11 protein-coding genes are annotated in these 15,738 nt (G+C 64.9%); 3 read left to right on the top strand and 8 right to left on the bottom strand.

The window, feature by feature from the left end:
* Window positions 1-15: 15 nt before the first annotated feature.
* The 6 genes from CAG34_RS11140 to CAG34_RS11115 form a co-directional block, all read right to left on the bottom strand.
* Window positions 16-2,472, bottom strand: coding sequence for an EAL domain-containing protein (locus CAG34_RS11140; RefSeq protein ID WP_025338095.1), 2,457 nt, complete (start codon window positions 2,470-2,472; stop codon window positions 16-18).
* A 238-nt stretch (window positions 2,473-2,710) separates the two neighbouring features.
* Window positions 2,711-4,543, bottom strand: a complete 1,833-nt coding sequence (locus tag CAG34_RS11135; RefSeq protein ID WP_075044054.1) for an ABC transporter ATP-binding protein — start codon at window positions 4,541-4,543, stop codon at window positions 2,711-2,713.
* Window positions 4,536-5,168 (bottom strand): DsbA family protein, encoded by a 633-nt coding sequence (locus tag CAG34_RS11130; protein WP_085589984.1) that lies wholly within the window; start codon window positions 5,166-5,168, stop codon window positions 4,536-4,538. Before CAG34_RS11130 ends, CAG34_RS11135 begins: the two co-directional genes overlap by 8 nt.
* 3 nt (window positions 5,169-5,171) lie before the next feature.
* On the bottom strand, window positions 5,172-6,104 hold the full coding sequence (locus CAG34_RS11125) for a rhodanese-related sulfurtransferase (RefSeq protein ID WP_025338092.1): 933 nt from the start codon (window positions 6,102-6,104) through the stop codon (window positions 5,172-5,174).
* A gap of 220 nt (window positions 6,105-6,324) precedes the next feature.
* The gene (locus CAG34_RS11120) at window positions 6,325-6,621 is read right to left on the bottom strand and encodes a BolA family transcriptional regulator (RefSeq protein WP_003252644.1); all 297 of its coding nucleotides are present in this window, start codon (window positions 6,619-6,621) and stop codon (window positions 6,325-6,327) included.
* A 10-nt stretch (window positions 6,622-6,631) separates the two neighbouring features.
* On the bottom strand, window positions 6,632-7,156 hold the full coding sequence (locus CAG34_RS11115) for a DUF2059 domain-containing protein (protein WP_025338091.1): 525 nt from the start codon (window positions 7,154-7,156) through the stop codon (window positions 6,632-6,634).
* Between the two features lie 155 nt (window positions 7,157-7,311).
* Here CAG34_RS11115 and CAG34_RS11110 point away from each other — a divergent pair, with 155 nt between their 5' ends.
* Window positions 7,312-8,706 (top strand): class II fumarate hydratase, encoded by a 1,395-nt coding sequence (locus CAG34_RS11110; RefSeq protein ID WP_025338090.1) that lies wholly within the window; start codon window positions 7,312-7,314, stop codon window positions 8,704-8,706.
* 123 nt (window positions 8,707-8,829) lie between these two features.
* Here the strand turns inward: CAG34_RS11110 and CAG34_RS11105 are convergent, their stop codons facing one another.
* Both CAG34_RS11105 and pap read right to left on the bottom strand, forming a co-directional pair.
* Entirely contained in the window at window positions 8,830-9,792 is a 963-nt protein-coding gene (locus tag CAG34_RS11105) for a DMT family transporter (protein ID WP_085589982.1), read from the bottom strand.
* A 254-nt stretch (window positions 9,793-10,046) separates the two neighbouring features.
* Window positions 10,047-11,540 carry a polyphosphate:AMP phosphotransferase gene (gene pap, locus CAG34_RS11100; protein ID WP_085589980.1) on the bottom strand — a complete coding sequence of 498 codons (1,494 nt, stop codon included), beginning with the start codon at window positions 11,538-11,540 and terminating at the stop codon, window positions 10,047-10,049.
* A gap of 214 nt (window positions 11,541-11,754) precedes the next feature.
* Here pap and mnmC point away from each other — a divergent pair, with 214 nt between their 5' ends.
* Window positions 11,755-13,719 carry a bifunctional tRNA (5-methylaminomethyl-2-thiouridine)(34)-methyltransferase MnmD/FAD-dependent 5-carboxymethylaminomethyl-2-thiouridine(34) oxidoreductase MnmC gene (mnmC, locus tag CAG34_RS11095; protein ID WP_085589978.1) on the top strand — a complete coding sequence of 655 codons (1,965 nt, stop codon included), beginning with the start codon at window positions 11,755-11,757 and terminating at the stop codon, window positions 13,717-13,719.
* Window positions 13,720-13,950: 231 nt separating this feature from the next.
* A complete protein-coding gene (locus CAG34_RS11090; protein WP_085589976.1) occupies window positions 13,951-15,738 on the top strand; it encodes an N-acetylglutaminylglutamine amidotransferase in 1,788 nt (595 codons plus the stop codon).

The following is a 15,738-nucleotide window of genomic DNA, read 5'->3' as shown; positions in this document are numbered from 1 at the left end:
CCTTGTGATTTCTAGCTAGCGAAACGTGCCAGGTGCCCGCTGCAACAGAGGCCGGGCGGCGATCCGTTGGCGCTGCAGACTGTCACAGGTGAACACCTGAGGGCGTTCGATGAGGTAGCCCTGGGCGTAATCCACGCCAATTTCCTGCAAGGCCTGCTCGATCAAGGGTGTTTCGACGAATTCGGCAATGGTGCGCTTGCCCATTACGTGACCGATGTGGTTGATGACCTCGACCATGGCCCGGTTGACCGGGTCGTCGAGCATATCCTTGACGAAACTACCGTCGATCTTCAGGTAATCCACGGGCAAATGCTTGAGATAGGCGAACGACGACATGCCGGCGCAGAAATCATCGAGCGAGAAGCGACAACCCAGCCCCTTCAACTCGTTGATGAAGCGGATGGCGCTACCAAGGTTGGCTATGGCGCTGGTTTCGGTGATTTCGAAACAGATCATCCGCGGCGGAATGGCGTATTCGACGAACAGGCGTTGCAGGTATTCGAGGAACTTGTCATCGCCAATGCTCGACCCCGACAGGTTGATCGCACAGATCGACAGCGGCCCCTCGCGCCCTTCGTCCAGGCACTGGCGGATGACCAGGAACACATTGCGCACCACCCAGCGGTCCAGCGCGGTCATCAGGCCGTAGCGCTCGGCCGCCGGGATGAAGCTGCTGGGCAGGATGGTACGGCCGCTTTCGTCGTGCAGGCGTAGCAGGATCTCGATATGGCCGGGGCCTTCGAAGGTTTTCAGCGGGGCGATTTCCTGGGCGTACAGGCAGAAGCGGTTTTCTTCCAGGGCCACGTGCAAGCGCTGGATCCAGGCCATTTCGCCAAAGCGCATGGACAGCTCGCTGTCGTCGGCATGGTACACCTGCACGCGGTTGCGGCCCTTTTCCTTGGCCATGTAGCAGGCCATGTCGGCGGCGCGCAGCGAGGTTTCGAGGGTACCGGGGGACTGGGCCATGTGCACCAGGCCGACGCTGACGGTGGTGACGAACGGCCGCCCTTTCCACACGAAATGCAGGCTCTGCACCAGCTGGCGCAGCTGCTCGGCAATGCGCTCGGCCTGGTCGGGCGGGCAGTTTTCCAGCAGCACGCCGAATTCGTCACCACCCAGCCGGGCCAGGGTATCGCCTTCGCGCAGGCCGGACTGCAGCACGGCGCAGATGTGCCGCAGCAGCTCGTCGCCAGCGGCATGCCCGCAGGTATCGTTGACCAGCTTGAACTGGTCGAGGTCGAGGAACATCAGCGAATGCCGCCCGGCCTGGCGGGCCAGGTCATTGAGCGCCTGCTCCAGGCGGTATTCGAACTCGCGACGGTTGGCCAGGCCGGTCAGGGCATCGTGGGTCGCCTGCCAGGACAGGTTGGCGATGTACTGGCGCTCCTGGGTCATGTCGTGCAGCACCAGCACGATGCCGCTGACCTGGCCGTCATTGACGATCGGCGAACCGACCAGGTTGACCGACACGGTGCTACCGTCCAGACGCTGGATCAGCCGGGCATGTTCGGCGCCACCCTTGAGGCTGCCGCTGAGCACCTGTTCGACCAGGCTGCGGCCCTCTTCCTCGGCCTGCTCGTCCACCAGGCTGAACAGCGCCGACAGCGGCAGGCCTTGGGCATGGCCGGCCTGCCAGTGGGTCAGTTGCTCGGCGGCGGGGTTCATGTAGCCGATACTGCCCTCCACGTCAGCGGTAATCACCGCATCACCAATGGCCTGCAGGGTGATCTGCGCCCGCTCCTTTTCTTCCTGCAGGGCACTGGCAAAGGCCTGGCGCTGGGCCAACAGCTTGCTGGAGCGGCGCCAGGCAATGGCAATCAGGAACATCGCGGTCAGCAGGTTGGTAATCAGCAGCACCCGCAGCAGCATGCGCGAGCCCTCACCCAAGGCATCGCTGAACGCCTTGGCGGCCGGGGTAACCCCTTCGTTGATGGTGACGATGCGCGCCTTCCAGTCACTGACCGTGCGGGCGTCGACCGGGCCAGCGGCGAAGCTGCTGCGCATTTCCATGGCCAGCATATCCAGCTTGCCCAGGTAGTCGTCGCCGATGTCCCAGTAGTCGATGGCCGTCTGCATGTAGCTGACGTTGCGAAAGTTGCGGTAGAACCAGATGATCCGCTCGACATCGTCGGGGTGGTTGCCGCCTTGCAGCACGGCCTGGCGCGCGGCGTCCAGGTCGGGGCTGGGCTGGTCCAGCACTTCGCGCAGCTGGTGGTCGCCCTGGGGCACGGTGATGGCCTGGCGATAGCGATGGTAGGTGCTGTCGTCGCGGGTTTCGGCGTACAGGTTGAGGTAGTAGATGGCGTCTTTCTGCGCCTTGGACCAAAGGCTTTCGCCCGCGACATAGGCACGCACGGCCGAGAGCGTATAAAGGCTGAGGCTGCCCAAGGCTACCTGGAAGACCACAACGGCGATGAAGGGCCAGGTGATGCCGAGCAACTTTGGCGCTTCTAGAGTGCGATGTCCCTTCATGGAGTCCCTGTCACAGAGCAGATAAGGCGCAAATCAACCCAGACAAGCACAGCGTAGGCCATTTGCCATCCTCGCGGTTGGGTTTTTTATGACAGGGAACCTGGAGATTTTCGCACGGCCTTCCCGGCCCTATCGCCGGCAAGCCAGCTCCCACAGGTAACCCCACAATGCTCAGGCCTGTGGTAATCCTGTGGGAGCTGGCTTGCCGGCGATAGGGCCCGCACAGGCTGCCAAAAATTCAGCTCTGCTGCAGGTGCCCATACAACTTGGCATACAACCCACCCTCGGCAATCAGCTGCTGATGGTCGCCATCCTCGGCCACATGCCCGCCGTCGAACACCAGCACCCGGTCGGCCTGTTTCACCGCCGACAGGCGGTGGGCAATGATCAGTGTGGTGCGGCCGCTGAGGAAGCGCGCCAGGGCCTGGTGCAGGTTGTATTCGGTGGCGGCATCCAGGGCCGAGGTGGCTTCGTCGAGGATCACCACCTTGGGTTCGGCCAGCACCATGCGGGCAATGGCCAGGCGCTGGCGCTGGCCACCGGACAAACGCACGCCGGAGCGCCCCACCACACTGTCCAGGCCCTGGGGCAACGCGGCGATGGTGGCATCCAGCTGGGCAATGCGCAGCGCCTGCCAGCAGGCCTCGTCGCTGCAGTCACGGCCCATGGTCAGGTTGGCGCGCACGGTGTCGTTGAACAACGACGGGTGCTGCAATACCACCGCGACGTTTTCGCGCAGGGTTTCCAGGCCGATTTCCTGCAGGCTGGCACCGCCAAAGCGGATGGTGCCGGCCTGGGCGCTGTAGAGGCCCAGCAACAACTGCACCAGGGTGCTCTTGCCACCACCGCTGGCGCCGACGATCGCCACCTTCTCGCCCGGGGCGATGGACAGGTCGAGGTGCTCGAGCACCGGCTCGTCGGCATAGGCAAAGCGCAGGTCGCGCACTTCGATGCCCACCGTCTCGCGGCCGGCGAACGGGTCGCTGGCAGCCGGGTACTGCGGCTCGTCGTCGCGTGCCAGCAGCTCGTTGAGGCGGCTCAGCGCTCCACCGGCGGCGTAGTAGGCGTATTGCAGGTTGAGCAGCTGCTCCACCGGGCCGATCATGAACCACAGGTAGCTGAACACCGCCAGCATCTGGCCGATCGACAGGTCGGAGAACAGCACGGTGAGCATGGCCGCAGCGCGGAAGATATCGATGCCGAACTGGAACAGCAGGCCACTGGCGCGGCCGCTGGCATCGCTCTTCCACTGCGAATCCACGGCGTAGTCACGCACTTCGCGGGCGCGCAGGCCAAGGCGACCGAGGAAGTAGCCCTGGCGGTTGCCGGCGCGGATTTCCTGAATGGCGTCGAGGGTTTCCGCCAGCGCCTGGGTAAAGCGTGCGGTGCTGTCGTTCTCGAGCTTTTTCAGGTGCTTGACGCGCTTGCCCAGCTGCACGGTGAAGTAGATCACCAGCGGGTTGAACAGCAAGATCAGCAAGGCCAGCTGCCAGTGCATCCAGATCAGGATGGCCGCCGTGCCGGTCAGGGTCAGCATGGCCACCAGGAAGCGGCTAAGGGTTTCGCCGACGAACTTGTCGAGGGTGTCCAGGTCGGTGACCAGGTGGGTGGTCACCGTGCCGCTGCCCAGGCTTTCGTATTCCTTCAGCGAGATGCGCTTGAGCCGCTCGATCAGCCGAATGCGCAGGCGGTAGACGATGTCCTTGGCCAGGCCGGCGAACAGCTTGGCCTGGATCACGTTGAACGCCAGGGCGGCCAGGCGCAGGCACAGGGTCAGCAGCAACATCAGGCCGATGTAGCCCGCGGCCACCTGCCAGCTGGACGGCAGCAGGTGGTTCATCCACTTCAGCGCGGCATCGCCATGGCCCAGCAGCACTTCGTCCACCAGCAGCGGCAGCAGCAGTGGGATAGGCACACTGCAGCAGGCCGCCAATACGGCGATGAGGTTGGCGGACCAGAGGTTTTTCTTGTGATGCAGGGCCAGGCGGCGGATTTCCGCCCAGCTCAATCGATCGGCCACAGTGTGAGGTTTGCCCGGTACCGGGTCGGGTGACCCAGGCACATCAAGCACAGGCGGCCTGCTGCAGCCAGCGGCCGAGCAAGGGTTGCAGGCGATCCAGCGGCTGGTAGCCGTTGGTCAGCAGGGCCAGTTGGCCATTGCGTTCGGCAAGCAAGGTCGGGAAACCGGCGATGCCCAGGTCCTGGGCCCAGCTGAAATCGGCTGCAGTGGCGGCGCGGGTATCGGCACGGGCGAAGGCCTCGGCGAACACGGCACGGTCGAAGCCTGCCTGTTCGGCCAGGTCGACCAGATGCGGTGCAACGGTAACGTCCACGCCTTGCTCGTAGAACGAACTCTGGATCAGCGCCAGCAGCGGCCAGACGCGCTCGGCGTCCAGTTCGCGGGCGGTGACCAGGGCACGGCAGGCCGGCTCGGTATCGTAGACGAAGCCGTCGGGCATGGCCCCCTCGAAGCGGAACGGCTGGCCGGTGGCATCGGCCACCGCCTGCCAGTGTTCGAGGATGTACTTGCGGGTAGAGCTGTCCAGGGCACTGCCGCCGGTACGCAGCCCGCCCGGCACCAGGCGGGTGGGCACGCCTGCGTCACGCGCCTGGGCGATCAGGGCCGCGGCCACGGGTGCGAAACCCCAGCACCAGGAGCACATCGGGTCCATCACATAGATCAGGCGTGCAGACATGCATCAAGCCTCGGCTTTGTAGTTGTAACCGATCGGGTGCGGCAGGTTGCGGGCCTTGGCCAGCTCGATCTGCTTCTGCCGGTCGATGGCGCTACGCCGGGTCTTCTCGCTCAGGGTGTCCCAGCAATGCGGGCAGCTGACCCCTGGCGAATAGTGCTCGGACGCGCGCTCCTCTGCATTGATCGGGTGGCGGCAGGCGTGGCACTGGTCGTACTCGCCTTCGCTCAGGTCATGGCGCACCGTGACGCGGTTGTCGAAGACGAAGCAGTCGCCGTCCCACAGGCTTTCTTCCTGAGGCACTTCCTCGAAGTATTTCAGGATGCCGCCCTTAAGATGATAGACCGCCTCGAAGCCTTCACCGAGCATGTAGCTGGAGGCTTTTTCGCAACGGATACCGCCGGTGCAGAACATGGCAACCTTCTTGTGCTTGCTGGGGTCGAAGTTGGCCTTGATGTAGTCGGGGAACTCGCGGAAGGTTTCGGTCTTCGGGTCGATGGCGCCCTTGAAGGTACCGATGGCCACTTCGTAGTCGTTGCGGGTGTCGATCAGCAGCACTTCCGGGTCGCTGATCAGCGCGTTCCAGTCCTTGGGCTCGACGTAGGTGCCGACCGCCTGGTTCGGGTCCACGCCCGGCACGCCGAGGGTGACGATCTCTTTCTTGAGCTTGACCTTGGTGCGGTAGAACGGCTGTTCGTCGCAGTACGATTCCTTGTGGTCGACATCGACCAGGCGCGGGTCGTTGCGCAGCCAGGCCAGCAGGCCGTCGATACCTTCGCGGGTGGCCGACACGGTGCCGTTGATGCCCTCGTGGGCCAGCAGCAGGGTGCCCTTGACGTTGTTGTCGAGCATGGTCTTGAGCAGCGGCTCGCGCAGCTCGACGTAGTCTTCCAGGGTGACGAACTTGTACAGCGCCGCGACGACGATGGGTTGGGACATGAAGCAGAATCTCCAGGTGGTTGCCCTCGTAAGGGGCGGACCGGGTTACACAAGAAACAGGGGGCCGCTGCGCGCCCCATCGCCGGCAAGCCAGCTCCCACAGGTATTGCGCCACACTCAAGAAGGGCGCTTTACCTGTGGGAGCCGGCTTGCCGGCGATGGGCTGCACAGCAGCCCCCTTTTGGGATGTTGCGGATTCTACCAGAACAACAGCAAGGTTTCAGTGCCCGCCGCCCGCGCACACCGGCGAGGCCGGTGCAACGCCGACCTTGGCCCACTCTTCGGCAGTGTAGGTGTGGATGGCCAGGGCATGGATCTCGCCCATCAGCTCACCCATGGTGGCGTACACCTTCTGGTGGCGCTTGACGCTGTTCAACCCGGCAAACTGCTCGCTGACGATCACTGCCTTGTAGTGGGTCTCCTGACCACGACTGTGCATGTGGCTTTCATTGAGCACTTGCAGGTGTTGCGGCGCCAGGGCGGCCAACTGCTGTTCGATACGCTGTTGCATGGTCATCGCGGCGTACTCACTTCTTCGCCGGGGCGGCGGCCTTGCCAGCGTTCGGGTCCAGCTCCTTGGTCATGTCGTCCAGCAGCTTGTTCACCACCGGTACCGCTGGTTCCAGGCTCTGCTGGGTCAGCTGGGCCGACTGCTGGGTGACCTTGGGCATTTCGCGCAGCACTTTCTTGCCCAGCGGCGATTCGTAGAACTTGACCAGGTCCTTGAGCTCCTGCTCGGTGAAGGTCTGAGTGTACAGGTCGACCATCTTCGGCTTCAGCTTGTTCCAGCCGATGGCGTTGTCCAGCGCGGCGTTGGCCTTGGCCTGGTAGCTTTCCAGCACCGCCTGCTTGGTGGTCGGGGCCTTGGTCTGGGCGAAACGCTGGGCGAACATCTGCTGGACCTGCATGTACACCGGGGTGCCCAGCTTGTCGGCGTTGGCCAGGGTCAGGAATTTCTCGGCAGCAGCGTTGTGGCTGGCGGTGGCAGCGAGTACCTGGCCGCTGGCGCAAGCCAGGGCAACGGCGGCACAAAGGACACGGAGACGGGTCATTGCATTTCCTTCAGAAGAGAGGGAGGCGGGTACCTCAGAGTAGAGCATTCTGCGCCGTGGTGGCGATGTGCTCAAGTGGCACGACGAGCGACGGAACCGCTCGGTCGAATCAGGGCCTAAACTGCGATTTCGAACTACACAGGAGTGAGTACAGAATGAGCCGTATCGAGACAGACAGCCTGGGCCCGGTCGAAGTTCCTGAGGACGCCTACTGGGGTGCGCAGACCCAGCGTTCGCTGATCAACTTCGCCATTGGCAAGGAACGCATGCCCATCGCGGTGCTGCACGCCCTGGCGCTGATCAAGAAGGCCGCGGCCCGCGTCAACGACCGTAACGGCGACTTGCCAGCCGACATCGCCCGGCTGATCGAGCAGGCCGCCGACGAAGTGCTGGGCGGCCAGCATGACGACCAGTTCCCGCTGGTGGTCTGGCAGACCGGCAGCGGCACCCAGAGCAACATGAACGTCAACGAAGTGATCGCCGGGCGTGCCAACGAACTGGCCGGCAAGGGCCGTGGCGGCAAGGCGCCCGTGCACCCCAACGACCATGTCAACCGCTCGCAGAGTTCCAACGACTGCTTCCCCACCGCCATGCACATCGCTGCGGCGCACGCGGTGCACGACAAGCTGCTGCCGGCCATCGCAGAGCTGTCCTCGGGGCTGGCCGAGCTGTCGGCACGCCACCACAAGCTGGTGAAGACCGGCCGCACACACATGATGGACGCCACGCCGATCACCTTCGGCCAGGAAGTGTCGGCCTTCGTCGCCCAGCTCGACTATGCCCAGCGCGCCATCCGCGCCACCCTGCCGGCGGTGTGCGAACTGGCCCAGGGCGGCACTGCCGTGGGTACCGGGCTCAACGCCCCGCATGGTTTTGCCGAAGCCATCGCCGCCGAGCTGGCAGCGCTGTCCGGCCTGCCGTTCGTCACTGCGCCGAACAAGTTCGCTGCCCTCGCCGGCCACGAGCCGCTGACCAGCCTGGCCGGCGCCCTGAAGACCCTGGCCGTGGCCCTGATGAAGATCGCCAACGACCTGCGCCTGCTGGGTTCCGGCCCGCGCGCCGGGCTGGCCGAGGTACGCCTGCCGGCCAACGAGCCGGGCAGCTCGATCATGCCAGGCAAGGTCAACCCGACCCAGTGCGAAGCGCTGTCGATGCTGGCCTGCCAGGTGCTGGGCAACGACGCGGCGATCGGCTTTGCCGCCAGCCAGGGGCATTTGCAGCTGAACGTGTTCAAGCCGGTGATCATCCACAACCTGCTGCAGTCGATCGAATTGCTGGCTGACGGCTGCCGCAACTTCCAGCAGCACTGCGTGGCGGGCATCGAGCCGGATGCCGAGCAGATGGCGGCGCACCTGGAACGGGGGTTGATGCTGGTGACGGCGCTGAACCCGCATATTGGCTATGACAAGGCGGCGGAAATTGCCAAGAAGGCCTATGGCGAAGGCAAGACCTTGCGCGAGGCGGCACTGGAGCTGAAGTACCTGACCAATGAGCAGTTCGACCAGTGGGTAAGGCCGGAGAACATGCTGGCTCCGGGGGGCAAGGGCTAAGTTCTTCATTGCCTGTACTGGCCCTATCGCCGGCAAGCCAGCTCCCACAGGTTCCCCATAATGCTCAGGCCTGTGGTAATCCTGTGGGAGCTGGCTTGCCGGCGATAGGGCCAGTACAGGCGATCAATTAACCTGGGCCAACCGCGCCCTGCGGGCTCGCCACCCGGCCACCAGCGAAGGCCCCAGCGCCACCAGCGCCGAACCCAGCACCACCGTCACTGCCCCCACATAGCCCAGGGCATTGATGTCCTCGGCGTGCACATACTCAGGCCACACCAACGCCGCCAGCGCCACCGCGACAAAGGTCACCAGCGGGGTCAGCGCCAGCGTGGCACTCACCCGCGACGCCTCCCAGTGCGCCAGCGCCTCGGCGAACGCGCCATAGGCCACCAGGGTATTCAGGCAACAGGCCAGCAACAGCCAGCCTTGCACCGGGGTCAGCTGCAATGCCTCCAACGGGTGGACCCAGGGCGTCAGCAGCGCGGCGCAGCTGAGGTAGATCACCATCATTACCTGCTGCGAATGCCACACAGTCAGCAGCTGCTTCTGGCTAAGCGCATAGAACACCCAGATGCTGGTGGCCAGCAGGATGGTCAGCACGCCGGTGGTATAGGTGCCGAGCGAGGTCAGCAACTCTTCCAGGCGCTGATTGAAAAACAGCCCGAACCCCGCCAGCAGGATCAGCAGGCCCACGCCCTGCCCCAGGCTGAAACGCTCGTGGAACACGAACACGCTGGCCACCAGCAACAGCACCGGGCCGATCTGCACGACCAGTTGCGCGGTGCCCGGGCTGAGCAGGTTGAGGCCGATCAGGTACAGCACGTAGTTGCCCATCAGGCCAAGCACGGCCACTACCACCAGGCCTTTGCCCTTGGGCGCCAGTTTGCGCAAGGAAGGCAACCTGCGCTTGGCGGCCAGCCAGGCGAACAGCAGGCCACCGGAAACCAGCAGGCGGTACCAGGTGACGGTGACCGGGTCGACCACTTGCAGCACCTGCTTGAGCTTGATCGGCAGGATGCCCCAGAGCAATGCAGTCAGAAGTGCCAGGAACAGGCCATAGCCCCAGCGGCCGGTAATGGTGTGCATAAAATCCTCGATCAAGCCCGTGGTGGGGGTGGTTGAATTCTACGGGCTTGGAGGGCGGGGACGGTGGCGGGTGCCGGGAAAAGAATTCATCAGGTCATTCTTCTGCGGCATGGCTTGGCAGGTGTGCTGCCTGTTCTGGCCTCTTCGCGGGTAAACCCGCTCCCACAAGGATCACACAAGATTCAGCCCTGTGGTATTCCTGTGGGAGCGGGTTCACCCGCGAAGAGGCCGGCACAGGCAAACAGGAACTTCGATTATTTCTTGTCCCTGGCAAACGCCGCCTCAAGCGCCTGGTTGATGGTGCGCAACACCTTCACCCGCGCCCAGCGCTTGTCGTTGGCCTCCACCAGCGTCCACGGCGCGATTTCGGTGCTGGTGCGGTCGACCATGTCACCCACTGCCTGGACATAGTCGTCCCACTTGTCGCGGTTGCGCCAGTCGTCCTCGGTGATCTTGTAGCGCTTGAACGGGATCTGCTCGCGCTCTTCGAAGCGCTCCAGCTGGGTCTGCTGGTCGATCGCCAGCCAGAACTTGACCACCACCGTGCCGGCATTCACCAGCTGTTCCTCGAAATCGTTGATCTCGCTGTAGGCACGCATCCAGTCGGCCGGGCTGCAGAAGCCTTCCACCCGCTCCACCAGCACCCGGCCATACCAGGAACGGTCGAAGATGGTGAACTTGCCACGCGCCGGAATGTGCCGCCAGAACCGCCACAGGTATGGCTGCGCGCGTTCTTCTTCAGTGGGCGCGGCAATCGGCACGATGCGGTACTGGCGCGGGTCCAGCGCGGCGGCCACGCGGCGAATGGCACCGCCCTTGCCAGCAGCGTCGTTGCCTTCGAACACCGCCACCAAGGCATGCCGGCGCATGTGCTTGTGGCGCAGCAGGCCGGCCAGGCGGGCCTGCTCGGTGACCAGTTGCTCCTGGTAGTCGGACTTGTCCAGACGCAGGGTCATGTCCAGCGCGCCAAGCAAGCTGCGCTGGTCGATGCTGCGGCCCAGCGGAGCAACGTTGCCCCGGTGCTTGCCTTTGGGGTTGTTGTCCAGTGCCGCCTGCAGGCTTTCCAGCAGGATGCGCCCTACCGCCAGGCTGCGGTAGCTCGGGTCGACACCCTCGATGACATGCCACGGCGCGTAATCGCGGCTGGTGCGGCGCAGCACGCGCTCACCAAAGCGCACGAAACGGTCGTAGGTCTCCGACTGCTGCCAGTCCAGCGGGCTGATCTTCCAGCTGTGCAGCGGGTCGTCCTTGAGCGATTTCAGCCGCGCCTTCATCTGTTTCTTGGACAGGTGGAACCAGAACTTGATGATCAGCGCACCTTCGTCGCACAGCATCTCCTCCAGCCGCTCGGCGCCGGTGATGGCCTGGTCGAGCACGGCGTCCTTGAACACCCCGTGCACCCGCCCCTGCAGCATCTGGCTGTACCAGTTGCCGAAAAACACGCCCATCCGCCCCTTCGGTGGCAGGGCCCGCCAGTAGCGCCAGGCCGGCGGGCGGGCCAGCTCTTCGTCGGTCTGCTGGTCGAAGGTGAGCACATCGATCATGCGCGGGTCCATCCACTCGTTGAGCAGTTTGACCGTCTCGCCCTTGCCGGCGCCTTCGATACCGTTGATCAGCACGATTACCGGGAAGCGTGCCTGCTGCTTGAGTTCGTACTGGGCTTCGAGCAGGGCCTCGCGCAAAGCGGGCACCTCGGCGTCGTAAGCCTCCTTGTCGATGCTGTGGCCGATTTCGGCGGATTCGAACATGCACTGGCTCCTTCAATGGATAAGCAAGACTAGCGGATTTATGTATCGCCTGTATGGGCCCTATCGCCGGCAAGCCAGCTCCCACAGGTACCCCACAACGCCCAGGTCTGTGGCGACCCTGTGGGAGCTGGCTTGCCGGCGATAGGGCCGGTACAGCCAGCGCAAAATCATCAGATGGCATAAAATCCGCCCATCCGCTGCAACCGAGCCAACCATGTCCACCCTCCTCCAGCACGCCCAGATCGACTGGGACGACCAGGGCCGCCCCCATTCGCGGCAATACGACGACGTCTATTTCGCAGTCAACGAAGGCATCGAAGAAACCAAGCACGTGTTTCTTGGGCAAACCCGCCTGGCCGAGCGCTTTGCCAACCTCGCCCCGCACGCCTGCCTGGTGATCGGCGAAACCGGGTTCGGCACCGGCATGAACTTCTACTGCGCCTGGCAACTGTTCGAGCAGTACGCCCACGCCGAGGCCCGCCTGCATTTCGTCAGCGTCGAAAAATACCCCCTCGGTCGCGACGACCTGGCCCGCGCCATACGCCTGTGGCCGGAACTGGCGGCCTACAGCCAGCCCCTGCTGGAGCAGTACGTGGCAGTGCACCCTGGCTTCCAGCAGTTCACCTTCGACAACGGCCGGGTCACCCTCACCCTGTTGATAGGCGACGTACTGGAGCAGTTGCCGCAACTCGATGCGCAGATCGATGTGTGGTTCCTCGACGGCTTCGCGCCGGCCAAGAACCCCGACATGTGGACACCGGAGCTGTTCGCGCAACTGGCACGGCTGTCACACCCGGGCACGGTGCTAGGCACCTTCACCACCACCGGCTGGGTACGCCGCAGCCTGGTCGACGCCGGCTTCGCCATGAAGAAGGTGCCGGGCATCGGCAAGAAATGGGAAGTGATGAGCGGCGCCTATGTCGGCCCTGTGCCCAGCCCCGGCGCGCCATGGTACGCGCGCCCGGCTGCCGCAGCGGGGCCGCGTGAAGCGCTGGTGATAGGCGCCGGGCTCGCCGGCAGCACAACCGCCGCCAGCCTGGCCCGGCGTGGCTGGCAGGTTACCGTGCTGGAACGTCACGACACCCCGGCACGGGAAGCTTCGGGTAACCCGCAAGGGGTGCTGTACCTCAAGCTGTCCGCCCACGGCACGGCGTTGTCGCAGATGATCCTGGCCGGTTTCGGTTACACCCGGCGCCAGCTGCAGCGCCTGCAACGTGGCCGCGACTGGGATGCCTGCGGCGTGCTGCAACTGGCCTTCGACAGCAAGGAAGCCGAACGCCAGGGCAAACTGGCTGGCGCCTTCGAACCTGGCCTGTTGCACTCACTGGAGCGTGCAGAGGCCGAAGCCATCGCCGGGGTGGCCTTGCCGGCTGGTGGGCTGTTCTATCCCGAAGGTGGCTGGGTGCACCCGCCGGCGCTGTGCCAGCAGCAGTTGCAGCACCCGGGCATTCGCCTGCTGACGCACCAGGAGGTGCTCGAACTGCGCAAGGTCGACGGGCAGTGGCAAGCCTGGGCGGGCGAACACCTGCTGGCCAGCGCGCCGGTGGTGGTCCTGGCCGGTGCCGCCGACGTACTGCGCTTCGAGCCATGCGCGCAGCTGCCGCTCAAGCGCATCCGCGGGCAGATCACCCGCCTGCCGGCCACCGCCAGCAGCCGCGCGCTGCGCACCGTGGTGTGTGCGGAGGGCTATGTAGCGCCGCCGCGTGGGGATGAACACACCTTGGGCGCGAGTTTCGACTTCCACAGTACAGACCTGGCGCCGACGGTGGCCGAGCACCAGGGCAACCTGGCATTGCTGGACGAGATTTCGGTCGACCTGGCCCAGCGCCTGGGTACGGCCGAGCTGGACCCTGGGCAATTGCAGGGGCGAGCGGCGTTCCGTTGCACCAGCCCGGATTATCTGCCGATCGTCGGGCCGGTGGCGGATGCGCAGGCGTTCGCCCAGGCCTATGCAGTGCTGGGTCGGGATGCACGGCAGGTGCCGGATGTGGCCTGCCCCTGGCTGGATGGGTTGTATGTGAACAGCGGGCATGGCTCGCGCGGATTGATCACGGCGCCGTTGAGCGGCGAACTGGTGGCGGCCTGGGTGTGCGGGGAACCGCTGCCGTTGCCACGAGCGGTAGCGGAGGCGTGCCACCCGAATCGGTTTGCCTTGCGCAGGTTGATTCGCGGGAAGTGATCGGGCCGGGGGCTGCTACGCAGCCCAATCGCCGGCAAGCCAGCTCCCACAGGGACCGCGCAAGTCCCCAGGCCTGTGGTGAACCGGTGGGAGCGGGCGAGCCCGCGAAAGACTGCACAGCAGCCCCATATAACAGATCGATCTAAAACTCTCACAAACCACATGGGTCAGTTCCTTAAGGTGCCCTAATCCGGGGCACCCCCTCCCCAACGGAAAAACCGGTAAGGACCTATGTGCGGATTAGCAGGAGAGTTGCGTTTCACCCCCATCGACCAAGCCTCTCGCCCAGCCGACCTGGCTGCGGTAGAGCGCATAACCCACCACTTGGCGCCCCGCGGCCCGGATGCCTGGGGCTTCCATAGCCAAGGCCCGATCGCCCTCGGCCACCGGCGCCTGAAAATCATGGACCTGTCCGACGGCTCTGCCCAGCCGATGGTCGACAACACCCTGGGCCTGTCGCTGGCCTTCAACGGCGCCATCTACAACTTCCCCGAACTGCGCCAGGAGCTGCAGGCCCTGGGCTACAGCTTCTGGTCCGACGGCGACACCGAGGTGCTGCTCAAGGGCTACCACGCCTGGGGCGCGGCCTTGCTGCCCAAGCTCAATGGCATGTTCGCCCTGGCCATCTGGGAGCGCGATAACCAGCGCCTGTTCCTCGCCCGCGACCGCCTGGGCGTCAAACCCTTGTACCTGTCGCGCAACGGCGAGCGCCTGCGCTTCGCCTCGACCCTGCCGGCGCTGCTCAAGGGTGGTGACATCGACCCGATGCTCGACCCGGTGGCACTCAACCACTACCTGAATTTCCACGCCGTGGTGCCGGCGCCACGTACCCTGCTGGCCAATGTGCAAAAGCTGGAACCCGGTACCTGGATGCGCATCGACCGCCATGGCGAAGTGGAACGCCAGACCTGGTGGCAGCTGCACTACGGCGCCAACCCCGATGAACGTGAGCTGGATCTGGAAGGCTGGACCACCCGCGTGCTCGACGCCACCCGCGACGCCGTGGCCATTCGCCAACGGGCAGCGGTGGACGTGGGTGTGCTGCTGTCTGGCGGGGTCGACTCCAGCCTGCTGGTCGGCCTACTGCGCGAAGTGGGCGTGGACGACCTGTCGACCTTCTCCATCGGTTTCGAGGATGCCGGCGGCGAACGCGGCGACGAGTTCCAGTATTCCGACCTGATCGCCAAGCACTACGGCACCCGCCACCACCAGCTGCGCATCGCCGAGCACGAGATCATCGAGCAATTGCCGGCCGCCTTCCGCGCCATGAGCGAGCCGATGGTCAGCCACGACTGCATCGCCTTCTACCTGCTGTCGCGGGAAGTGGCCCGGCACTGCAAGGGCGTGCAAAGCGGCCAGGGGGCCGACGAGCTGTTCGCCGGCTACCACTGGTACCCGCAGGTGGACGGCGCCGAAGATGCCTTTACCGCCTACCGCGAGGCCTTCTTCGATCGCAGCCACGCCGAGTACCGCGACACCGTGCAGGCACCCTGGCTTCTGGAAACCGACGCGGCCGGCGACTTCGTCCGTGAACACTTCGCCCGCCCCGGTGCCCCCGATGCGGTAGACAAGGCGCTGCGCCTGGACAGCACGGTGATGCTGGTCGACGACCCGGTCAAACGGGTCGACAACATGACCATGGCCTGGGGCCTGGAGGCGCGCACGCCGTTCCTCGACTACCGCCTGGTGGAGCTGTCGGCGCGCATTCCGGCACGCTTCAAGCTGCCCGACGGCGGCAAGCAGGTGCTCAAGCAGGCGGCGCGGCGGGTGATCCCGCACGAGGTGATCGACCGCAAGAAGGGTTACTTCCCGGTACCTGGCCTGAAGCACCTGGAAGGCGCCACCCTCGGCTGGGTACGTGAATTGCTGACCGATCCCAGCCAGGACCGTGGGCTGTTCAACCCGGCCATGCTCGACCGCCTGCTGAGCAACCCGCACGGCCAGCTGACGCCGCTACGTGGCTCCAAGCTGTGGCAGCTGGCGGCGCTGAACCTGTGGCTGAGCGAACAAGGAATCTGA

Origin of the sequence: Pseudomonas sp. B14(2017) (genome assembly GCF_002113255.1) — a bacterium.
In the GTDB taxonomy this organism is placed as follows: domain Bacteria; phylum Pseudomonadota; class Gammaproteobacteria; order Pseudomonadales; family Pseudomonadaceae; genus Aquipseudomonas; species Aquipseudomonas putida_Z.
This window is presented reverse-complemented; position numbering and strand designations above follow the sequence as displayed.